Here is a 20,147-nt window from a genome sequence, read left to right as displayed (position 1 = left end):
CCATGACCGCTCTGATGGCCCTGCTCGGCGCCGCCGTTGCCGGCGGGCTGATCCTGATCGCCGTGGGACTGTTCCCCCGTGCAGATCCTGCGGCGCCACGGCCGTCCGGGCGGCAGCGACCACCGCTGCCGCCGGGGCGCCTGGCCGCATCCGCCGGCGCGGCGCTGGTCGTCGCGGTGGCGACCCGCTGGCCCGTCGGGGCTGTGCTGGCGGCGATCGCCGCGTACTGGTTGCCCGCCGTGCTCGGGCCGGACCGCGCGCACCGGGCGACGATCGAACGGGTGGAGGCGGTCGCGGCGTGGGCCGAGGACCTGGCCGGCACGTTGCGGTCGTCCGCCGGGATCGAACAGGCCATCGTGCAGACCGCCACCACCGCCGGACCCGCGCTGCGCGCCGATCTGGGGCGGTTGGCGCGCGCCATCGGGGCGGGCATGCGACTGCCGGCGGCGTTGCGGCGTTTTGCCGATGACCTGAACGACCCCACGGTGGACATGGTCGTGCACGTGCTGCTGCAGGCCGCCCAGTCCCAGGCCCGCGAGGTCGCCGGCAGCCTCAGCAGTGTCGGCGTCGCGGCCCGCCGCCAGGCGTCGGGGCGGATGCGGGTGCTGGCCAGCCGCGCCCGCACCAAGGCGGCGACCCGGATCGTGACCGCGGTCGTGCTCGGTGTCGCGGTGCTGTTGACCGCCTTCGCCGCCGACTTCCTCGACCCCTACCGCTCCCCGCTAGGCCAGCTGATCCTCGCCGTTCTCGGCGCCGGCTTCGGCACCGCCCTGTGGTGGATGACCCGCATCGCCCGCGTCGACGACCTCCCGCGCATCCTGACCCGGCCCGCCGATGCGCTCGAGCTGGGCAGGCGGTCATGAGACTGTCTCTGGCTCTGATCGGCGCGGTGATCGCCGCCGGGGTGCTGTTCATCGGCTACGGACTACGCCCGCCCCGCACGGGCCTGGCCGCCGCGATCGACGAGCTGTTCACCGCGCCCGCGCCGCGGCTGCCGTGGCGGCGCCGCCTGCTCACCGCGGCTGCTACGCCACTGCTGCGGGCCGGGTTGCCCCGGGCCAGGGTGCGGGCGGATCTGGCCGTGCTGGACCGCACCCTGATCGACCACCTCGCCCGGCAGTGCGGACTGGCCGCCCTCGGGGTGCTCGCCCCGGCCGCGGTGGTGGCCGCGCTCAACAGCGGCGGCGCGTCGATCGGGTTCACCGTCCCGCTGTGGGTGTGCCTGCTGCTCGGCGTCGGCGGGTTCGTCGTGGCCGACGTGTCCGCCCACGACGAGGCCGAGAAAAGGCGGCTGCTCATGCGCCACACCCTGACCGCACTGCTCGACGTCGTCCCACCCGCCCTGGCCGCCGGCGCCGGCATCGAGCAGGCCCTGACCGACGCCGCCCGCCACGCCGACGGGTGGGCGGCCCACCGCATCCGCGACGCCCTCGACACCGCCCGACGCACCCGCACCCCACTGTGGGAGCCGCTGCGCGAACTCGGCGCCCGCACCGGGGTGGTGCAACTGGAACAACTCGCCGGCACCCTGCACCTGGCCTCCGGTGAAGGCGCCCGCATCCGCGACGCGCTGACCCAACGCGGCGCTGCTCTGGCCGAACGGCAGAGCTCCGACATGGAAGCCCACGCCGACGCGGCCACCGAACGGATGAGCCTGCCGCTGATGGCCCTCGCCGGAGTGTTCCTTCTCTTCTTGATCTACCCGGCGATCGCCGGGTTCGCCCAGATCTAACCCGGCGGCTTCCGGCCGCTGACCCGCACCATCCGACACCAATCACGGAGGGCTCTTTCGTCATGCCTGCACACATCTCGACCCGACTGATCGCCGCGATCACCGCCTGGCTGCTTACCCGCCTGGCCGCGTGGCGGGCCCGCCCACAGGCCGGCAGCCACGCCACCGAGTACGCCATCGGGATCGGCCTGTCCGCCGCCATCGCCCTCGCTCTGTGGGGCGCCTATCAACTCGGCATCGACAACCTGATCGACTCCTGGTTCTTCAACGGCGGCAATGGCTGACCGGCGCGCACGGTGGCGGGCGCGTACCGCCGCCCTGCGCCACGATCGCGGCTCGGCGTCGGTGGAGTGGGCCATCGGCGCGCTCGTGCTGATCTCGCTGTTCCTGCTGGCCGGACACGCCTTCACCTGGGGCACCGCCCGCATGGCCGCGCAGAAGGCCGCCGGGCACGCCGTCCAGACCAGCCGCGTGCTCGGCGGCACGCAGACCGCCGGACGTGACGACGCGACCGCCCTGCTCGACGAACTCGCCGGCGGCAACATCCGCAACCGGCAGGTGAGCGTCGAGCGCACCGCGACGCAGACCACCGTCACCATCACCGGCTCGGTGCCCACCCTCATCGACGGGCTCACCCTGCCGGTCACGGTCACCCGCACCGCCCCGACCGAGAGATACCAGCTGCCATGACCAGCACACCGCCCCTCGCCCGCCAACCACCACGCCCGCCTCGCCATCACCTGCTCGGCGCACGCCTGCGCGACGACCGCGGATCCACCGCTGTCGAGATCGCCCTGGCCGTCCCCATTGGGATCGCCCTGCTCGTACTCCTCATCGCCGCCGGCCGCTACTCCACAGCGCTGATCGAGGTGCAGAGCACCGCCAGTGCCGCCGCCCGGGCCGCGTCGCTGGCCCGTAGCCCCGGCGCCGCGACAACCGCTGCAGCGCAAAGCACGGCGACGATGACCGACTGCGCCACCCGCACCGTGCGCGTGGACACTACGGCGTTCCGGCCCGGTGGGCAGGTCACCGTCGAGGTCACCTGCACCATCTCCACCCGGACGTTGACCGGCTTCGGCGCCCCCGGCGCCCTCACCGTGACCGCGACATCGACCAGCCCGCTGGACGTCTACCGCACCACGGAGCTGCCATGACCGCCGCCCAGCACCACCGCCACGTGCCAGCAGCTCAGCGGCTTGCGGCCGGGCGCCGCGATGATGGCTACGCCACGGTGTGGACTGCCCTGACCGGGTTCATTCTCATCATCCTGGCCGGACTCATCGTCGCCGCCGGGGTCGTGTTCGGGGCGCAGGAACGCGGTTACGACCTCGCCCAGGCCGCCGCCCGTGCCGGCGCCCAAGAGATCGACCTCACCCTGCTGCGCACCGACGGGCAGGTCCGCCTCGACCCCGCCCGAGCCAGCGCCGCAGCCAGGCAGTTCCTCACCCGAGCTGGAGCCACCGGCACGGTCACGGCCACCACCGGCTCGGTCACCGTCACCGCCACCACCCGCCAGCCCACCGCGATGCTGGCCCATCTCGGCGTCGACACCGTCGCCGTGACCGCTACCGGCCGCGCCACCCCCGTCACCGACGCCACCGGCTGAAAGCCCCTCACCCCTCATGCGTGCCCTCGCGATGATCACTCGACAGCTGTTCGGCGTCGCCGGCCTGCTGGCCCTGCTCACCGGCATCCCCGCCGCGCTGCTGGCCGCCTACCGGTTCCCCGATCCCGATAAGGCGCGCCCCTACCTGCACTGGCAGGCCTGGGCGGACGCGCTGACCCAGCCGGTATCGGATTCCGCCATCACCGGTGCGCTGGTCATCGCCCTCTGGATCGTCTGGGCGCGGTTCACCATGGCAGTGCTCGTGCAGTTGCCCGCTGCCTTGGCCGGCTCTCAAGCGCCCCGCATCCGCCTGCTGGGCCCCGAACAGGCCCTGGCCGCGTTCCTGTTCGCCGCTATCGGACTCACCCCGGCCGTGACGGCAACCACCGGAACGCCGACTCTGCCGACGGCCACTGCTGACTCGAGCAGCAGTGTCGTCACCGACGCGCCGCTGCATCACGGCATGACGCATGCAGCCACGGCCACCACGAGCGGCGTGGCACATCCGACGACTCCACCCGCAGCCGCAGCGGTGAGCTGGGAGGACGCCGGCCCGCCACGCTTCGCCGCCGCCGGATATGACGGCCCGTTGACAGTGCACATCGCCGGCCGAGACCGCACCGTGACGGTAGCCAAGAACGACACCCTGTGGGACCTCGCCGAGCGCTACCTCAACGACCCCCGCCGCTGGCCCGAGATCTACCAGCTCAACCGCGACCACTACGACGACAACGGCCGCATGCACGGCGGCAACCACATCGAAGCCGGCTGGCGGCTGCACCTGCCCAACGACGCCGCCAACGGCCGGACCGCCCCCCATACCCCGAACGGAGACCCGGCCGAGAACCAGAAACCCGCCCACCCGGCGCCGAGCGGACAGCCACCGTCCACCCCACCGACTACGACCCCGCCCAGCACCTCCGCCACCCCGGCGCCGAGCACTCCCGCCGCCCCCGCGCCCGCCGCGTCGGCGCCACACTCGGGCGACGACGGCGTCGCCGAACCCACCACGACCAGCACACCGAGCAGGCCCGCCGGCGCCGCATCGGCACGCGACGAGGGCGCCACGTCCCCGGCAGCCAGCACACCCCGGCCTGGCTCGCGAGCACCCGCCGGCATCGACCTACCCACCGGGGGGTGGGTCGACCTCGGCCTGGCCGCCGCGATCCTCACCGCCGCGGCACTGATCTGGACCTACCGCCGCCGCCGCTACACACACCGGCCCGCCACGCCGCGGCTGCGCCTGCGCGAAGGCGACACCACCGCCCTACCCGCCACCGTCACCCACCTGCGCCGCGGACTACGACGCCGCACCGGCACCGACCACGACCACGCCGAACACCAACCAGGCGCCGCGACCGACCACCGACCCGTCGTGCGGCTCACCACCTCTGGCCACCCCGCCGGCGAGGGCAGCTCCACGCCGATCACCGACCCCACCCCGGTGCACATCGGCCGATCCAACGAGGACGAGGAACAGGACGACGGCAAGGACGAGGAGTACCCGAGCGAGCACGACGAGGACGAGGACGACGACGTGTATGGGGGCACGATCGACGACCAGCTGCTCGGCGCCGGTCTGGACACCAGCACCGTCGCCGCCAGTGACGCAGGGCCCGTCAGCCCCGCCCTGGCCCATCCGGTGGCCCGCCTGTGGCCACCGGCCGGGCTCGGCCTGACCGGGCCGGGCGCGGAGGCCGCCGCCCGCGGCTTCCTCACCGCCGCCCTGGCCACCGGCGGCATCGACGACCCGCACAGCCGGGGACGGGTCGTCATGTCCTCGGCCATCTGCGCCACCCTGCTCGGCGCCGACGCCGTCTCTCTGCCCACTTCACCCCGGCTGACCATCACCGGCGGGCTGTCCGAGGCGCTGAGCCTGCTCGAGGAACACACCCTGCACCGCACCCGGCTCGTCTTCGACGGCGAGGTCGGCACCGTGGCCGCGCTGCGCGACCTCGACCCGTTCACCGACCCGCTCCCGCCGATCGTGCTGATCGCCGACGCATCCGCGCTGCACGAACGCGCCCGCGTCGCGGCGCTACTGACCCAAGGCCAACGCCTCGACATCCACGGCATCCTCCTCGGCGCCTGGCCCGACGGCGACACCGTCGACGTCGCCGACGACGGCAACACCACCGCACCGCCAGGCGACACCATCCGTCACGGCAGCCACCCCGCCGACCTCGGCCGCCTCAGCGTCCTGACCCCCGCCCAGACCACCCACCTGCTCCAGGTCCTCACCGAAGCCCACACCGGCGAACCACCACCACCCGCACCCACCGAAACCCACACCCTCGACCGTGCCGCCGGCCTCGACGACGCGAACACCGACACCGCGCCGGCCAGCGAACGGGCTGATGTCGGAACTGGGCACAGCGGTGAACCGGAAACAGGCCACAACGAGAAAAAGACCGAGCTTTCGCCGATCGAGGTGCCCGAATCGACCACACCGCCACCAGTGCCTGCGTCTGTGGCCGATACCGCGCCACAGCACGATTCCGCGTCCGCCACCACCGAGCACATCGAGCAGCCCGGCCGCGTCATCGTGACGCTGTTCGGCGCACCCAACCTCGCCGACCGGCCCGTCAAACCGGTGTTCCGACTCAAAGCCATGGAACTGCTGGCCTACCTCGCCGTCCAGGACGCGCCCGTGCACCGCGACATCGTCCTGGAAGACGTCCTGGGCGACACCCAACGCGACAAAGCCCCGATGCACCTCAACACATTCGTGTTCAACGTCCGGCAGGTCTGCAAGGTCACCGGCGGCTCCGGCACCTACGTACACCGCGAGAAGGACTACTTCTCCCTCGACGGCACCGCATTCGACCTCGACGTTTGGCGCCTACGCGACGCCCTCGCCCACGCCCAGACCGCCGACGGCCCCGCCGAGCGCATCCCCGCCCTGCGCCGCGCGGTCGACGCCTACACCGGCGAGTTCGCCGAAGGCTGCGACTACGACTGGGCCGAACCGTACCGCCAAGCCCTGCGCAACCAGGCTCTCGACGCCGCGCTCGACCTCGCCCACGCCCTTACCACCACCGGCGATCACGACCAGGCCGCCGATGTCCTGCAGACCGCTATCCGCCTGCACCCCTACGCCGAACAGCTCTACCAGCAGGCGATGCACGCGCACGCCGCCCGCGGCGACCTCACCGCCGTGCGCGCCCTGCGCCGCACCTTGACCCAACACCTTGCCGAGATCGACGCCCAGCCCAGCGACGAGACCATGGCCCTCGCCGACCGGCTCGTCGCCTCCGTCCAGGCCCAGACACCGCTCCGCCGCACGCCACGACCGGCGGAGGAACCATGACCACCACCGGCCAGTCAACCGGCACGGCGGCGCACCCTGCGCCCGAGACGGCAACGCCAGCTCCCGAGAACCCACACACGACACGCACCGCGGTAGGGGACAACCTGCGCCGGGTCAGATGGGGTGTCCGCGCCGCGTTGACCGTCGGCGTCGCGGCGTCGGTAGCCGCGAACATCCTGCACGCCCAACCCCAGCTCATCAGCCAGATCATCGCCGCCTGGCCGCCACTGGCGCTGCTGCTGACCGTCGAACTCATCTCCCGCGTCCCGGTGCACCGACGCGCCCTGGCCGCCGTCCGACTGCTCGCGACCACCGCCATCGCCGGTATCGCCGCCTGGGTGTCGTACTTCCACATGGCGGGAGTCGTCGCCCGCTACGGCGAAACCGGAACCGTGCCCTACCTGCTGCCACTGTCCGTCGACGGCCTCGTCATCGTTGCCAGCATCAGCCTGGTCGAACTGGCCGGCCGCATCCACAACAGCGAAAAACCAGCAGCACCCGACCCACCTCCGGCCCACCCCAGCAACCCACCCGACGACGTGCCGGCAGAGCCCGCACGCCAAGCCCCACTCGGCAACGACGATGAAGCAGCGACGCGCTTCGCACGTCCGAGCCGTCCTTCTCAACCACCACCCACGGACGGCCAGGAGCGCCCAAACAAACGCCGTAACGGGCATTTGACAGGAGCCGATCTGCCGGGCACCACCGTTGACGGCAGCCCTGCTCCACCACCGATGCCCACCGAGCCCCGCACCGCCGACGCCGACAGCGCGATGGACACCTCCCGCCCACCGCCGCCCACCGGCGCGGGCGTCTCCGCCGCTTCCCCTACCGCCTTTTCTGAGCCCCGCGGACGTCGATCACCGCCGATAGATCATGGCACCGGTGCCGAGGTAGTTTCGCGAACCCACGAGGACATGCCTGCTACCGCGGCCGCCATCGCCGACCTGCTGCGCTCCGAGCCCTCCCTGCAACCCGAAGACGTCGCCGCGAAAATCAACCGCTCCATCCGCACAGTGCGCCGCCACTGGAAGACCGCAGCCCAAGCACAACCAGCAACGCACGAACCACCGAGTCGCGGCCGCGACACCACGGCGATTCCTCACCAGGTGGACTAACACCCAACCACCACGGCGAGGGATAAGAGCGAATCCTGCGTCAGACTCCGAGCGGCGCGCTGATCCGCAGGCGCCGGTCCACGGCCACGGTCAGCGGATCCGCCAGATCGGCGCGAATGCCCTGCGCCCATGGATGCAGGGCCTTCAGGAACCGAGAAGATCCTGCTGAACCGCACCAAGAAGCTGCGGCAGGGCATCACGCGAATGTCGATGTGTGGTTCGGCTGGGGTCAAGAACCGACCCTGAAGGAAGTTGACCGCCACTCTTCCACACTCGAACCACCGGCCCTCAGTGCTCGACCAAAGCGTCAGGATCGTGGCCGAGATCGATCACCTCACCGCCAAACACGCGCAACCAGTCGCGCCATGCGTCGAGTCCGACGCAGCAAGCAGGGTGGGTGACGACATCGCCGTCACCCACCCGCAAACCTCCCGACGCGAAGTCGTCGTCGCCGCAGGTCAAAACCTCTCGATCGCCTCGGCTGCGTCGGTCGCAGTAATCGACAGGACATCGGCGGTCACACCACGTCCGATCAACATCCAGACCACCGTCCCCACCTGCTGCGGCGTCGGCATAAGCGGGACCGCGAAATAGAAGTCGGTCTGCACAGCCGGCCAAAACGGGCAACCGGCGGGCCACCGCTCCAGCACCGGCGTAAGCGTGATCATCGTCCGAGGTTAGCGAGCCAAAGGCGACACCTGCGACCGCATTGACGACCTGGCACCCCCAAATGCCGCTGCCGGTCCACAATCCGGATCAGGTTCAGTGACAAAACCGAACTCACGTCCGCTCGTAGCGGCCAAATCACGGCACAACGCCATGTCCCCCATTTTGAATCCGCCCTGGTCACCGCTCCAGCCCGGACCAACTTCATTGACAGCGGACAGTGAGAACCGGTACCACTCGCGGATCTTGACTGTCCGGTGACGCCGCCGGCCCTCAGGAGCCCGCTCACGCTGCGTGCAGGCGATCATGTGGCCACTCTGAGCGTGGATGCGCGGATCTGCCGAGACCAGTGCACGAGCGGAGCGCGTCCGAATATTGCTTGTCCGGGACAACTATGTCAGTCTCCGAATCGATCTATTCGGTGAGATTTCCGGACCCTCACCAGCGTGGATTTTTGGGATATTCTCGTATGAGGTCACCATGGCCATACATAGGCCCGACAGCCCTCAGTCGTTTGGAGTTGCTCATGCCGTTCAGGAAGATCCATCTCAGGATCGCGGTTTCGGCCATTCTGGCCGCGCTGATTGCCCTCGCCGTCCTTGCGCGGTTCCTGGACGCAGACCAATACGCGGCTTTTGCCGGTGCAATACAGGCACTCATCGTTGTTCCGGCATTGATCGTAGGCGTAGCAACACTATTGAGCGCTAGGCATGATCGCAGAGTTGATCGCGTTCTTGAATTTCATCGAGAGCTGGTATCCGGAGAGCTGCAAGCTTCGCGTGCTCGCCTGACGAGGCACCTGCGTGAGCATGGAACCGATGGTAAGCCACGGCGAGTTACACGAGACGAGCTGAAGTCTGATACCGCGATCAAAGAATATTCCGGTACGTCGGACTTCTCGCCTACTGGCGACTTCAACCAGATTCTTCGATACTTCGAGCGGGTTGACTGTGCGCGCTTGGCAAACTCTGTTGATCTGCCTCTTTTGGCGGAACTCGTCGGTCGACATGCCGTGTGGCTAGATCTAGCAATCGAAACCAAGCCCGAGGCGCCCGCCTACCACATGTATAGCTTCGCTCGATGGGTGAGGGTATTCGTCGATGAGAATCGAAACAAATTTGACTATTTTGAGCATTGGGGCGTAAATCGCACGAGAGACTTCGGTACCAACTAAGGATTCTTTATTCCGTCAGCGCGGAAACGCATGGCGCGCTGAACCTCAAATGTGCACTCATCTGGCGAATCTTGCGCCGCGCGGCCACCGCCGACCTCGTCGCGGACGATCGCGGGCGGATGGTCCCGTTCAGGCCACCGTCCCCGGCCATTGGTAGACGAAGGCAGTCGGCGGAATCTTGTCGTCAACGAGCAGCCGGACCAGTTCGTTCAGCATGCCGTCCAGGTCGTTGGCCATTTCCGATAGCACCGGGCTGGGGTTGGCTGATGCAAGTGGGTTGTGCACCGCAACCTGGCACCCGAGACCAGCAAGGCTGCGGCGAACTTATGGGGCGATCTGCTGGACGCTCTTGAGCAGACCCGCACGAGACTTGGCGGGCTGGAACCAGGTCGCCCGGATTCGTGACAGGTGTAGCCGGGTTGATCGCCGCGCGCCTGGAAATCGACTCCAATGTTAAAGATCAATTCACTTACCTGTCGCCGGTCGAGCGCGGTGGGCCGTGGCGCTCGGTGGCCGCACTCCCGACGGGTCCGGTGAGCCCAACTGCCGATGTGATCGCCCTGCGACAAGCTGTCGAGCGGGTTGAGTGACTGCGTACGATCCAGGCGTGTCAGAGCGATCATGGGAAATCGAGCCCGGTTGCGGAGTCGGTCCGCTGCGGTTCGGAGCTTCGCGTGCCGAGTTGCATGCGCTCCTCGGGTCGCATCGGGCGTTCCGTCGTAGCCCGGCGTCGGATCTGACGGACCAGTACGAAACCGGCATGGTCATGCTCACCTGTTCTGACGATGAGGGACTTCACCTGATCGAGATCCCGGATCCGGACGGCGTGCACTATTTCGGCGTTCAGCTCGGTGGCACGGTCATGACGGTGCTAAGCGATCTGCGGGCTGCGGGCATCGAGGTCACTGCCGATGACTCCGGCTGGCTCCTCGCCGATGGCGCGGTCGGCCTGTACACGTCGTCGTCGGAACAGGACGCGCAGGTCGAGGTGGTCACAGCGGTCGGACCGGGGCATGAGATGCGGGGGCAGATCGTCTTCTTCGAGGCCGGCGCAGACGCGATGCCGACGATGTCGTCGTACGTCGTCACCCCAGGAGCGGGCGTTGGCCCGGTCATGCTGGGTCAGCACCGCGACGAGGTCCGGCGCCGGTTGAACGGTGGCCTTTGCTGGCAGCACGCGGCCGGCTCCCGGGAACCGGTGGAAGACAGCTTCCGTGACGACCGGCTCGTGGTCCGCTACGGACCTGGTCTGCTGGCCGATCGCATCTTCGTGACCAAGGCGGACGCCGTGCTGCTGAACGGAATTAACCTGATGCCCGCCTATCCGCTGACGATCGAGGACGTGCGCCAGCTTCTGGCGCAGGCGGGTCACCCACTAATCGAGCTGGAGGCGGCGATCGAAATCGCCGACGCCGGCGTGCAAATCCTGACCATGCGTCCATCGCCGTCCAGCGACGGCAGGCTACCGGTGGCGTGCGTCGCTATTTCCGCGCGCACCGCTTCATCGGGCGCTAGCCAAGCAGGCCTCTGGTAAACCTCGCGCTGGCCCGAAGAGGCGGACATCCGGATTTGCCGCTGTCAGCGCGCGCTGGCTCGTTACTGAAGGGAGCGAGCGTCGCCGCGCGTGCAAGGAAGCGTTGCCGGATTAGGTCGGCCTGATGTCAAGAAGGTCGGGCGACGGGAACTCGTCGGGATTTGCCGCACCGGCGTCGACCCACTCGATGCCGCCGAGTAGGTTGCCCCGTTCTGAGTCTTCGATCGTGTACAGGAGCAGCCCATCGAGTGTGCCGCGGACAGCCGCGTTCACTTGAACGGTCATTCCGAGACCGCGACCATGCTGGAAGTCGATGGAGGGGCATCCGCAGCCACATACGCCGACGACAACGACGTCCGCCATCTGGCGCCGTAGATCTCCGGCATTCTCAAGGTTGGTGGCCAGCAGCGCCTCTAGCACCGCTCGCTCCCGCTGGGTCAGTGGCCTCGCGCTCACCTCGACGATCATGCCACCGCCTGCTACCGGGCGGGAAGAAGGCGAGCGAGCATGAGGATCGGCGGGTGCAGAGTCTCGCCGCTACGTGCCTTGGCCATCTGGCCCGAGTCTATGGCCGGCTGGACGAAGATCGAGTAGTTGCTGCGCTACGCAAGGCACGGTCGCTGCCTCACGTCCGGGGAACCGCTGACGATGCCCTTGAGGACATCAAGTACTACTTGCATCCGCGCCGAGCACGCTGGTTGCGGCGGCTGAAGCGTCTCGTTCGGCCCTGGGCTTGGTTCTGACTCACGGGCGCGACGGCAAAGCACGTGCCACGACGAGAGAGCCGGGCCTGAGCCCGGCACGCCATCCGGATTTGCCGCCGATCGCGTGCGGCGTCGGCGGCGGTACTTTGCGTGGCGTGACGTCCTTCAGTGAAGGCCCGTGAGGGGCACGTTGGGGTCCCCTGCTTCTGTGATGATCTATTGATAGGTCAGATCTGGATCGTCGAAGATACGCCAGTACCCCGCGCGCCGAGGACGGCTGGCTGCTGCACGCCGAGGGCGATCGTTGCTGGTGGTCAGCGTTCGCAGTTGACTGCGACGTCCGGGCTGTATGGGTGGCATTCGTCGCCGGTCGGGCCGTCGGCGCCGCCGTCGAGGGTGTCCGCGGCCGTGTTCTGTTCCCAGCCGAAGAGTTGGTCGTCACCTGCGTCGCCGTAGAGCAGATCGCGGCCGTCGCCGCCCTCGACCAGGTCGTCGCCGCGACCGCCGTGCAGCACGTCGTCGCCGCCGTAGCCCTGCAGTTGGCTGGGCCCGTTGTTGCCGGTGATCCGGTCGTTGCCGCGGCCACCGACGATGACTTCGACGTCGGCGCCGACGCTGTCGTGTTCGCCGGGCTGGCCGTCGTCGCCGCTGGCGCCGTCAGCGTCGACCGTGACCCCAGCGGTCCGGTCGAAGTAGGAGATCCCGTCGATGCCTGGCCCGCCGATCAGGACATCGGCGTAAACCCGTCCGGTGTCGTCGTCGGCCATGCTGTCATCGCCCGCACCGCCGTTGAGGTGATCGCGGCCTTTGCCGCCGGAGAGGCTGTCGTTGCCGGCGCCGCCGTAGAGCCGGTCGTCGCCGTCGACGCCTTCCAGGGAGTCGTTGTCGCTGCCGCCGCTGAGTAGATCGTTGCCGGCCCAGCCCACGAGGCTGTCGATGCCGTCACCGCCGTCGAGCGTGTCGTTGCCGGTGTCGGCGTCGAGCCGGTCGTTGCCGCCCATGCCGTAGAGCTGGTCGTTACCGCTCATGCCATACAGGACGTCGTTGCGTGTGCCGCCGACCAGCCGGTCGTTGCCGGGGCCGCCTTCGGCGCTCATCGGCAGGCCCGCGTTGTTCACGACCGAGTCGTTGCCGTCGTAGAGCCACACGTTGACCCGGGTGGGACCCGTCTTGACGGTGCACCGCACCTTGGTCTTGTCACCTTTGACCGCTTTACAGCCCTTGCCGGCCTTGACCTTGACCCGGTCGTCGACCGTCACGACGTTGCCCTTGCGGGTGATGATCACCCGGTTGGCGACCTTGGTGCCGGCCATGAAACGTACCTTCGTGCCCGAGACGGAGGCGGTGCCGGTGGTGCCGGCAGCGAACGCCGGCGTGGCGAACACGCCGATCGACGCGGTGACCAGCAGAACGGACCCGGCGTGGGCGAACCAACGGGTGGTGATCACGCAAAACTCCCCCGGAACTTGGTGGCGTCCGATACCGCACGAGCGGTGATCATAAGGGAAGTCAATGCCCCGATGGGGGCCCGCACTGCCGTCAGCCCGAGTCCCAGGTCCAGCGCGGGCTGTACTCCCCGGACGAGCCGGCGCGGACCCGGCTAGCTGGGCGCGGTCCGCGAGTCGTCGAGCAGTTCGTTGAGCTGCTGTTGGGTGTCGGCGACGAGCTCGTCACGCTCGTGTTGGTCGAGCTCGTCGTAGTAGGTGGTGAACTGGTCGAAGGCGACGCCGAGTGGCTGGCCGTAGGTGTCGGACATGGCCGCCTGGCGCAGGTCGAGCTCGCCGCGCAGGACCTGCTCGGCCATCTCCTTGAGCAGCCCATCAGGCTGGTCAGCGAGTTTTTGCAGGCTGGCGCGCAGCAGTTTGGCTTTGCGGGGGTCGTTGCCGGCGATCTCGTAGACGCTGTCGTGCATCGTCGTCTCTGCTTCCTGGGTCAGCGGGTCGGGAACGGCGACTGGTACGGGTCGAACACCGACGTCGACGGCAGTTGCGCCTCGCGCAGGAACGCCAGTTGCGACTCGATGGTCCCGAGCGCGCCTTGGACGATGGAGTACAGGTTGGTCATCGCCGCAGTGGCTTGGGCCCACATGTCCAGCAGCTCGCACACCTCGATCGCGGCGACGCCGTAGCCGACGATCGCCCCGATACCGCTTTCGGCGGTGATGGTGCCGGCCGCGGCGGCGATCCCGGCGATGATCGCCGCGTCGATCATGCCTTTGACCCAGCCGGTGACCGCTTCGGCGGTACCCCACACGCCGTGGGCGATGGTGTCGAACTGCGCCGCAATCTGCTTCAGCGGGTCGACCAGGCTTTCGGCCGCGGTGGCGGTACCGGTGAAGTGGGCGTAGGCGGCGTCAGCGGCCGCCCCCTGCCAGACACGGTGGACGGCCATCGCGCCGCCTTGAACGTTGTAGGCCAGATCATCGAAGCCGGCGGCAGTATTACCGAGGGCTTTGCCGCCCTTGGCGACCGCCTGCCAGTCACCGATGAAGAACTCCGACACCTTTTCCAGGGGATTGAACCCGAAGACGAAGTCGAACCCCTTCAGTGCCCAGTTCGACACGCTGATGTTGTCCAGCGCAGCGAGGGGGTGGGTGTACTCGACATCGTCGACCGGCTTGAGCCGGCCGGCTGGCTCCCGCGAGTCAGCGAAACCTGGCCTGCACGCGTTTGCGGCCCACCGCTGCTCGAGCGCGCTCGGCACGGATGCGCACCGGCCGGGCATCGTCGCGTCCAGCTTCGCCGCGGCCGCCGCGTCGGTATGCCGGTAGTAGTCGGCCACCGCGGTCAGAGCGGCCTGGCTGCCGTGCAGCACGCCGGCGACCCGGCCGCTGATGTCGCGGGCAGCGTTCATCGAGCGGATGTGTGAGTCACCGACCGCCTCGATCAGCAGCCCGTCCCAGCCGCTGTCGACCTGATAGCCCAGCAGGTAGTTCTGGATACTCGTCGCGTCGTCGCCGGCCCGGCCCACCTGTGCCGCGAAGGCGTCCAGCGCCGCCGGCTCCACCGAGAACGTCACCGTCGCCTCCCCCTTTTATTTCAGCGCCAGTACGACGCCAACCTCGATCAGCCCTACGAGGGTGCACATCGCCGCCCACCAGCCGTAACGGCGCGAGACGGGTACCGCCCGGCTGCGCTGCGCCCCGATCCCGAAAAAACCGCCGGCGATCAGCAGGAGCCCACCGGGCAGCGCTGTCCAGGACACGACGCCGCGCGCCATCGGCAGCAGCAGCACCAGGCCGAAGAACCCAAACAGGATCGACAGACCGGCAGCGTAGAACCGCACCCGCCAGACCGGCGGACTCTCGGTCCCGCTCGCCGTCTGCCGACGAAGGTCGTCCACAAAGGTCCGGCGAAACGACACGTCACTCCCTCACCGGTATGCCCGACCAGCTCAGGGTAACCATCGACCCACAATCATGAACTACCCCGGCATCCGCCGCCCCTTGGGCTGCGGTTGCCGGCACGTTGCGGGCCGTAGAGTGGGCCGATGCGACTGGAGTTCGAGGTCGGAACGACCGAACGCCACCAGGTGGTGTTCTCGTTCAACAAGTTCCGGGGCAACCTGCGCATCACCGTCGACGACGTCGATGTCGTGCGGACCGTCCGGCTCGCCTCGATCGACCTGGTCAAACGCTACGACTTCGTCGTCGGCACCAGCGAGCGGCACCACGTCCACATCGAAAAACACCGGCAGCGGGCCTTCGCCGGGTTCCGGCCTCAGCCCGTCTACGCCTATGTCGACGGCCACCTCGTCGCCCAAGCAGTCGCCTGACTCCACTTGCCGTCGGCGGGGGTGCAACACGATGCGGGCACCGGCAAGGCGACCGCTCAGGGTGACTGCGGTCCCAGGTCCGGGCGACTATCTCCGACCGGGGTCAGGTCGGTCCTGATGACTAGCAGCGCGCCATATTGCCGACCTGCACTACCCAATCGCTGACAGCCCACGCCGTAGGCAGACAGGCCTGGCACGACAGCTAACGCCAGCACGCAGCATTCCAGTCAACTACGGAGAGTGGATTCCGCCGGCCGAGCCGGCGTCCGGATTTGCCGATGTGAGTACGCCAAAATTGCAGGCGTGAGAATTTGAACCGCTTCCGATTTAACGGCGGAATAGCTTGCTGAATCTTCTTATTGGGCCGATCCCTCGGTCAACGAGAACTGCTGAACCAGCCGTTCCGTCCATTCAGCTGTGCTCTTTGTGAACATAGCGGCGATCCCATACGAAACGATCCGCTTACTCACCTCGCGATATTGCTTTCCGCTACTGTCCACTTCCTCAAAACTGCTAAGGGTCGTATAGGAGTCCAAGTTGGCTGCGACGACGCCGACAAGGGATCTCGGCGAGTGCGCCAGCATGACGGGCGACCCACTAAGGCCAGGAGGGGCGGGAATGCTCATCTCGCCGGCGAAGAATTTGCGGCCGCCAAGTTCCGAAAACCCGAAGTAGCGCTGGAAGTGCCCTTTCATGAGGCGTGCGGTCATTCCCTCACCTTCAAGATCGTCCACGCTCGGGAAGCCGTACGCCAAGAAGTCGCTGCCAAGGCCAGGCAGGGCATCCGGCCCAGCTTCGAAAAACATGTCCGTAAATGGGCCTCCCGCCAGTGGGTCGGCCCACATGAGAGCAAGATCTGAGGTCTCGTGCCGCTCGTACTGTTTGATACTGAAGTTTTGCCCTGCGGCTGGCAACAGCACCGTTGCGGCAGCGACATCATCAGGAATGCAATGCGCTGCAGTGATAAAGACATTTCGCGCACCGTATGCGGCGCACGAGCCCGTTACGATCGGCTCCGAATCTTCCATCTTTGCAATAATTACGCCTGTGGCAAGCATGGGGTTGAACACGATTGAAATTCTAGTCGCTATTTCTCTTCAGCGAATCACGCCCGACATATTTCACTCGAACGGGCAGAGAGTGCCTTACGATGCTCATATAGCGGCGTAAGGGGCCGATGGGCGGCGGCTAAATAGGGCTCGTAATAGTGTGCCGGACGCTTCGAAAGCATGCACTCACATGCCGCGATCCGGTCGCTACGCAGTGTCAGGAGGCGTAGCGACAGCCAGCTCACGAACACGCCGATGAGAAAGCACTGGAATCGGGTCTTCATGGACCATGCCCACCGGGCTGTCGCCGAGCTTGCTTCCCGATGTCGGCAGTCAGACCGACAGCCGGGTACAGGCGGGTCCGATCGATATTAGTACGACCAATCGTATAGACACGGGGACTTATCCGTCGAAACGGATATCCCAATACCAGCTAATAGTTGCAACGGAGCGATTATCCACAGGCCCTCTCCATCCACAGGACGGATCATGCATCCGATCCTGAGCTGCGACCATCCGGAGTGTGGCTGCCGACGACCTGGTTCAGATCATCACCGCGCTGTGCGCCGGTGGTGGACTATGGCTCGCGATCCGTGAGATCGCGAAACGATGGGGTGAGACGAAGCGGGAACGCATCCGGCAGGACGCCGAAACTGAGCGACTGACGATCACCCATCGTTATGCCGTTGCCGGAGCACCGGAGCACCGGAGCACCGGAGCACCGGAGCCAGCTGGCCGAGCCGTCCAGCCCGGCACACGGTTCAGCTGCGCCGTCGCAGGCAGGATGACCGGCCGCGCATTGTCGACGGCGAACCTCGAGCCTTCGCGCCACGATGTGACGCCCCCTTGACCGACACCGCGCGGACCTGTCTCCATCGTCGCGCCTGCACTCGGCGGGCAGCTTCGCGCTCGGCCGGCTTGCGTCCGTGAGTGGCCATGCGGCTATGGAGCGTCACGGATGACCCCGAACACACTGATCACCTACGAGGGCGGCACCGTCACGAAGCTTGATCTACGTACGCGGCTCGGGCGCCCGGTGGGATGGGCCGAGCTCGACGCATCTGGAACACTGGCCGGCACGCTCGGCGAACTCGGCGCGGAGCGGATCGGGCGCCGGCTTCCGCTGCTATTTGCCGAGGATGACCGCGATGAGGTCGTCGGCTCGCTTCTCGCATTGGCCCGACGCAGCAGGCCGGGCAACTCTGCTCGGCGCTGCGCGCCGCAGCATGAAGAACGACGCCATCCTCGGCTTCGATGACCTCGTTGACCTTTACGCCGTCAAGATGCGGCAGCAGTCGGCCGATGACTTCATCACACCCTCACCCAACGATCGATCATGACCGGCATCGATCACCCTGCGCGGGACAAATAGTTCGTTCCGCCGCCTGCGCACCCGGCGCCAAGCATGCTTTTAGTTGGAGGTCTGACCGCGGGTACGGGTGGAGGCGCGCCGGTGTCGACGTTCGAAAGTTACGCCTGGATCGACGTCGCGGACCGCGCCGGCGTGGATGCGGTCCTGGCCGTGGTCGACGACGAGCGGGTGTGGAAGGCGCCGCAGACGCTGCGGGCCGCTTTCTACGACACTGGCCAGGGGTGGCGGATCGCCGCCTTCAGCCGCGACCAAGGCCACGAGTACATGCCCGACTTCGTCGCTCACCTGATGACGCGTACCGGCGCGATCGTCCGTGCTTTCGTTGCTCTCGATCATGATGAGTACGGAGCCGAGCACATCGTTCTGGGGATCAAAGACGGCCACGTCGTACGGGTACACCACCGCTACATCTATCCGAAGTTCGCGGGATGGCCTAACCGGGCAGGCAGCCCCTGGCAAACCGACATGCCGACGATCGGCCCGGTCCGGGGCAGCTTCACGGGACGGCTGGTCGACAGCGCGGAGGCCAGGTCAGCGCTGGCCGATCTCTTCGACGTGCCGCTGCGCCGGATCCGGCGAGCCGGCCGGCAGGCCCTTTGGTCCGACAGCGGACTCGGGGTCACATACGAACCCTTCACGCCATGGTTCGAAGCCCTCGGCATCGACATCGCCGAACCGGTCGGCGAAGAGACGGTGCTGGTGCGCGGCCGGCCGGTCTGGCGAGAGGCTTTCCTGAGGTACGCGCTACCCAACCTCCCCGGCCGATGGCACGTTCTCGACAATGCCGCGCTGCTCACCCCCGTCGACCTGATCGCCTGCGGGGTACAGCGAGGGATCCACGCCGGTCTGAGGGTGGTGCTGCAGCCTCTGTACCAGCGGATCGACTCATCGCTGTTTCTCAGCCATCCCGATGAGGTCGGGACCCACAGGTGGGGACACTACCAACGGGTCGAGGACGCGGAAGGCTACATGCGCGACGCAGTGGCGACGATCCGGAACGACGTGCTGCCGATGCTCGAAACCTACGGTTCCCTCGACGGGTACCGCCGCTTCTGTGCCGAGCAGGCCAGCGACTCGGACAAACCGCGATCGCTCTATCTCCTGGCCGCGACTGAGATCATCCTGGAACGCTATGACGACGCGAGCGCGGCACTCGACGAAGCGCGGGCCAGGGTGCAATACCAACCCGACCCGTGGCATCCCGGCCCGGCCACCCCGGAAACCCGCGCGCTGCTTCTTGCCCGCGTCGCCGAGCAACGACGCCTACTCAGCCTGCCCGGAGCCTATTGAGTCGTGGCGGAGTCTACGGATTCGTAGGTGACGAATTCGTCCGGGCGGCCTGCTGCCCCGCGCAGCTTCGTGCGCGTTGGGGTGAGCCTGATGAGGAGCTTGTCAACGGCGGCTGAAATCTGACCCCCTGGTGACGGCACACGCCGGGCGGCCCCTTCTCATGCCGTGACCTGCGGTTCTGTACGCGAACGCCCCCGCTACGCGCGTGGTGACAGAATGCCACGCACTGGTCGACCCGCTCCCTTGCCGCCGAAGTCGGGCTGAGCCAGAGCGCGGTGTCACGGATCTGGCGGGCGTTCGGACTGCAACCGCTCCGTCGAAGCGGGGGACTCATAGCAGAACAGTGCCGTGCCGGCGCCGAAGCAATTCCAGTTCCTGGCCCGGATGCGGGCTCGGCCTGCTACGTCCCCTCGCGCGACACCGCGGGCACCGTAGAGCCCTTCACCCAGCGCTGTCATGCGCTCGCGGTAGGGGGAACGCACCCCGGGCGGGAGACTCGCGAACTCTCGATCATCACCGCAGTCGCCGGCGGCAACCCGCTCGGCCACCGTCTTCTTCAGCCTGGCCAGCGGGTCGCCGGACACGACGTAGACGCTCCACGGCTGCATGTTGCTGCCCGACGGGGCATCAACGGCCGCTGCCAACACGCGGCACCACCATCGGCCTGCCACAGCTCACAGGTGACTGGGCGTCTCCAGCTGCAATGATCGCCCAAGCCCGTAAGGGTGCAGCCGGTCATCGCAGCGATGCCGAGTAGCGCTCAGGTTCGGCCCAACGGGACAGGGCCGAGCCAAGGCGCTCGGACTCGCTCTACGGCG

At 67.7% G+C, this 20,147-nt stretch carries 24 protein-coding genes; 15 read left to right on the top strand and 9 right to left on the bottom strand.

Translation table 11 applies throughout. From position 1 onward, the window contains the following. Positions 1-2: 2 nt before the first annotated feature. The 8 genes from Ato02nite_RS50380 to Ato02nite_RS50345 all read left to right on the top strand — a co-directional run bounded on the left by Ato02nite_RS50380 (position 3) and on the right by Ato02nite_RS50345 (position 7,766). The gene (locus tag Ato02nite_RS50380; RefSeq protein ID WP_213013866.1) at positions 3-863 is read left to right on the top strand and encodes a type II secretion system F family protein; all 861 of its coding nucleotides are present in this window, start codon (positions 3-5) and stop codon (positions 861-863) included. Beyond that, on the top strand, positions 860-1,732 hold the full coding sequence (locus Ato02nite_RS50375; RefSeq protein ID WP_213013865.1) for a type II secretion system F family protein: 873 nt from the start codon (positions 860-862) through the stop codon (positions 1,730-1,732). The genes Ato02nite_RS50380 and Ato02nite_RS50375 overlap by 4 nt, the downstream gene beginning before the upstream one ends. Positions 1,733-1,794: 62 nt before the next feature. Continuing rightward, complete coding sequence (locus Ato02nite_RS50370; protein WP_213013864.1) at positions 1,795-2,016, top strand: hypothetical protein; 222 nt, start codon at positions 1,795-1,797, stop codon at positions 2,014-2,016. Further along, positions 2,009-2,422, top strand: coding sequence for a TadE family protein (locus Ato02nite_RS50365; protein WP_213013863.1), 414 nt, complete (start codon positions 2,009-2,011; stop codon positions 2,420-2,422). The genes Ato02nite_RS50370 and Ato02nite_RS50365 overlap by 8 nt, the downstream gene beginning before the upstream one ends. Then, the gene (locus Ato02nite_RS50360) at positions 2,419-2,886 is read left to right on the top strand and encodes a TadE/TadG family type IV pilus assembly protein (RefSeq protein WP_246608249.1); all 468 of its coding nucleotides are present in this window, start codon (positions 2,419-2,421) and stop codon (positions 2,884-2,886) included. Before Ato02nite_RS50365 ends, Ato02nite_RS50360 begins: the two co-directional genes overlap by 4 nt. Continuing rightward, positions 2,883-3,338, top strand: coding sequence for a hypothetical protein (locus tag Ato02nite_RS50355; RefSeq protein ID WP_213013879.1), 456 nt, complete (start codon positions 2,883-2,885; stop codon positions 3,336-3,338). The genes Ato02nite_RS50360 and Ato02nite_RS50355 overlap by 4 nt, the downstream gene beginning before the upstream one ends. 31 nt (positions 3,339-3,369) lie before the next feature. Continuing rightward, positions 3,370-6,648, top strand: coding sequence for an AfsR/SARP family transcriptional regulator (locus Ato02nite_RS50350; RefSeq protein WP_213013862.1), 3,279 nt, complete (start codon positions 3,370-3,372; stop codon positions 6,646-6,648). Continuing rightward, a complete protein-coding gene (locus Ato02nite_RS50345; protein ID WP_213013861.1) occupies positions 6,645-7,766 on the top strand; it encodes a DUF2637 domain-containing protein in 1,122 nt (373 codons plus the stop codon). Before Ato02nite_RS50350 ends, Ato02nite_RS50345 begins: the two co-directional genes overlap by 4 nt. 288 nt (positions 7,767-8,054) lie before the next feature. Here the strand turns inward: Ato02nite_RS50345 and Ato02nite_RS52785 are convergent, their stop codons facing one another. Together Ato02nite_RS52785 and Ato02nite_RS50340 are read right to left on the bottom strand one after the other, a co-directional pair. Beyond that, complete coding sequence (locus Ato02nite_RS52785; protein WP_281419911.1) at positions 8,055-8,186, bottom strand: hypothetical protein; 132 nt, start codon at positions 8,184-8,186, stop codon at positions 8,055-8,057. A gap of 38 nt (positions 8,187-8,224) precedes the next feature. Next, on the bottom strand, positions 8,225-8,434 hold the full coding sequence (locus Ato02nite_RS50340; RefSeq protein WP_213013860.1) for a hypothetical protein: 210 nt from the start codon (positions 8,432-8,434) through the stop codon (positions 8,225-8,227). Positions 8,435-8,958: 524 nt separating this feature from the next. On the opposite strand from Ato02nite_RS50340, the gene Ato02nite_RS50335 reads away from it, so the two are divergent. The 3 genes from Ato02nite_RS50335 to Ato02nite_RS50325 all read left to right on the top strand — a co-directional run bounded on the left by Ato02nite_RS50335 (position 8,959) and on the right by Ato02nite_RS50325 (position 11,140). Next, complete coding sequence (locus tag Ato02nite_RS50335) at positions 8,959-9,606, top strand: hypothetical protein (RefSeq protein ID WP_213013859.1); 648 nt, start codon at positions 8,959-8,961, stop codon at positions 9,604-9,606. A gap of 419 nt (positions 9,607-10,025) precedes the next feature. After that, positions 10,026-10,196 (top strand): hypothetical protein, encoded by a 171-nt coding sequence (locus tag Ato02nite_RS50330; RefSeq protein ID WP_213013858.1) that lies wholly within the window; start codon positions 10,026-10,028, stop codon positions 10,194-10,196. A gap of 17 nt (positions 10,197-10,213) precedes the next feature. After that, entirely contained in the window at positions 10,214-11,140 is a 927-nt protein-coding gene (locus tag Ato02nite_RS50325) for a hypothetical protein (RefSeq protein ID WP_213013857.1), read from the top strand. Positions 11,141-11,251: 111 nt separating this feature from the next. On the opposite strand, the gene Ato02nite_RS50320 is transcribed toward Ato02nite_RS50325, so the two are convergent. The 5 genes from Ato02nite_RS50320 to Ato02nite_RS50300 all read right to left on the bottom strand — a co-directional run bounded on the left by Ato02nite_RS50320 (position 11,252) and on the right by Ato02nite_RS50300 (position 15,207). Continuing rightward, on the bottom strand, positions 11,252-11,608 hold the full coding sequence (locus Ato02nite_RS50320; RefSeq protein WP_246608248.1) for a hypothetical protein: 357 nt from the start codon (positions 11,606-11,608) through the stop codon (positions 11,252-11,254). Between the two features lie 550 nt (positions 11,609-12,158). After that, on the bottom strand, positions 12,159-13,292 hold the full coding sequence (locus tag Ato02nite_RS50315; protein ID WP_213013856.1) for a calcium-binding protein: 1,134 nt from the start codon (positions 13,290-13,292) through the stop codon (positions 12,159-12,161). A 152-nt stretch (positions 13,293-13,444) separates the two neighbouring features. Further along, positions 13,445-13,756: a hypothetical protein gene (locus tag Ato02nite_RS50310; protein WP_213013855.1), complete on the bottom strand. Its 312-nt coding sequence runs from the start codon at positions 13,754-13,756 to the stop codon at positions 13,445-13,447. A gap of 20 nt (positions 13,757-13,776) precedes the next feature. Then, positions 13,777-14,862 carry a WXG100 family type VII secretion target gene (locus Ato02nite_RS50305; protein WP_213013854.1) on the bottom strand — a complete coding sequence of 362 codons (1,086 nt, stop codon included), beginning with the start codon at positions 14,860-14,862 and terminating at the stop codon, positions 13,777-13,779. A 15-nt stretch (positions 14,863-14,877) separates the two neighbouring features. Continuing rightward, positions 14,878-15,207, bottom strand: coding sequence for a hypothetical protein (locus tag Ato02nite_RS50300; protein ID WP_213013853.1), 330 nt, complete (start codon positions 15,205-15,207; stop codon positions 14,878-14,880). A gap of 126 nt (positions 15,208-15,333) precedes the next feature. On the opposite strand from Ato02nite_RS50300, the gene Ato02nite_RS50295 reads away from it, so the two are divergent. After that, on the top strand, positions 15,334-15,618 hold the full coding sequence (locus tag Ato02nite_RS50295; RefSeq protein ID WP_213013852.1) for a hypothetical protein: 285 nt from the start codon (positions 15,334-15,336) through the stop codon (positions 15,616-15,618). 356 nt (positions 15,619-15,974) lie between these two features. Here Ato02nite_RS50295 and Ato02nite_RS50290 read toward each other — a convergent pair whose 3' ends face one another. Continuing rightward, positions 15,975-16,688, bottom strand: coding sequence for a S1 family serine peptidase (locus Ato02nite_RS50290; protein WP_213013851.1), 714 nt, complete (start codon positions 16,686-16,688; stop codon positions 15,975-15,977). Positions 16,689-17,190: 502 nt separating this feature from the next. On the opposite strand from Ato02nite_RS50290, the gene Ato02nite_RS50285 reads away from it, so the two are divergent. From Ato02nite_RS50285 to Ato02nite_RS50275, 3 genes are all read left to right on the top strand, one after another. Continuing rightward, the gene (locus Ato02nite_RS50285) at positions 17,191-17,517 is read left to right on the top strand and encodes a hypothetical protein (RefSeq protein ID WP_213013850.1); all 327 of its coding nucleotides are present in this window, start codon (positions 17,191-17,193) and stop codon (positions 17,515-17,517) included. Between the two features lie 108 nt (positions 17,518-17,625). Further along, a complete protein-coding gene (locus Ato02nite_RS50280; protein WP_213013849.1) occupies positions 17,626-17,925 on the top strand; it encodes a hypothetical protein in 300 nt (99 codons plus the stop codon). Positions 17,926-18,120: 195 nt separating this feature from the next. Then, on the top strand, positions 18,121-19,329 hold the full coding sequence (locus Ato02nite_RS50275) for a hypothetical protein (protein WP_213013848.1): 1,209 nt from the start codon (positions 18,121-18,123) through the stop codon (positions 19,327-19,329). Between the two features lie 278 nt (positions 19,330-19,607). On the opposite strand, the gene Ato02nite_RS50270 is transcribed toward Ato02nite_RS50275, so the two are convergent. Then, positions 19,608-19,976 carry a nitroreductase family protein gene (locus Ato02nite_RS50270; RefSeq protein ID WP_213013847.1) on the bottom strand — a complete coding sequence of 123 codons (369 nt, stop codon included), beginning with the start codon at positions 19,974-19,976 and terminating at the stop codon, positions 19,608-19,610. Positions 19,977-20,147: the final 171 nt, after the last annotated feature.

The organism is Paractinoplanes toevensis, assembly GCF_018332695.1.
Classification (GTDB): Bacteria; Actinomycetota; Actinomycetes; order Mycobacteriales; family Micromonosporaceae; genus Actinoplanes; species Actinoplanes toevensis.
This window is presented reverse-complemented; position numbering and strand designations above follow the sequence as displayed.

Excerpts from the sequence above, each read along its gene's own strand:
- Ato02nite_RS50380 (WP_213013866.1), top strand. The coding sequence starts at position 3 with ATGACCGCTCTGATGGCCCTGCTCGGCGCCGCCGTTGCCGGCGGGCTG.
- Ato02nite_RS50375 (WP_213013865.1), top strand. The coding sequence starts at position 860 with ATGAGACTGTCTCTGGCTCTGATCGGCGCGGTGATCGCCGCCGGGGTG.
- Ato02nite_RS50370 (WP_213013864.1), top strand. The coding sequence starts at position 1,795 with ATGCCTGCACACATCTCGACCCGACTGATCGCCGCGATCACCGCCTGG.
- Ato02nite_RS50365 (WP_213013863.1), top strand. The coding sequence starts at position 2,009 with ATGGCTGACCGGCGCGCACGGTGGCGGGCGCGTACCGCCGCCCTGCGC.
- Ato02nite_RS50360 (WP_246608249.1), top strand. The coding sequence starts at position 2,419 with ATGACCAGCACACCGCCCCTCGCCCGCCAACCACCACGCCCGCCTCGC.
- Ato02nite_RS50355 (WP_213013879.1), top strand. The coding sequence starts at position 2,883 with ATGACCGCCGCCCAGCACCACCGCCACGTGCCAGCAGCTCAGCGGCTT.
- Ato02nite_RS50350 (WP_213013862.1), top strand. The coding sequence starts at position 3,370 with ATGATCACTCGACAGCTGTTCGGCGTCGCCGGCCTGCTGGCCCTGCTC.
- Ato02nite_RS50345 (WP_213013861.1), top strand. The coding sequence starts at position 6,645 with ATGACCACCACCGGCCAGTCAACCGGCACGGCGGCGCACCCTGCGCCC.
- Ato02nite_RS50340 (WP_213013860.1), bottom strand. The coding sequence starts at position 8,434 with ATGATCACGCTTACGCCGGTGCTGGAGCGGTGGCCCGCCGGTTGCCCG.
- Ato02nite_RS50335 (WP_213013859.1), top strand. The coding sequence starts at position 8,959 with ATGCCGTTCAGGAAGATCCATCTCAGGATCGCGGTTTCGGCCATTCTG.
- Ato02nite_RS50320 (WP_246608248.1), bottom strand. The coding sequence starts at position 11,608 with ATGATCGTCGAGGTGAGCGCGAGGCCACTGACCCAGCGGGAGCGAGCG.
- Ato02nite_RS50310 (WP_213013855.1), bottom strand. The coding sequence starts at position 13,756 with ATGCACGACAGCGTCTACGAGATCGCCGGCAACGACCCCCGCAAAGCC.
- Ato02nite_RS50295 (WP_213013852.1), top strand. The coding sequence starts at position 15,334 with ATGCGACTGGAGTTCGAGGTCGGAACGACCGAACGCCACCAGGTGGTG.
- Ato02nite_RS50280 (WP_213013849.1), top strand. The coding sequence starts at position 17,626 with ATGACCCCGAACACACTGATCACCTACGAGGGCGGCACCGTCACGAAG.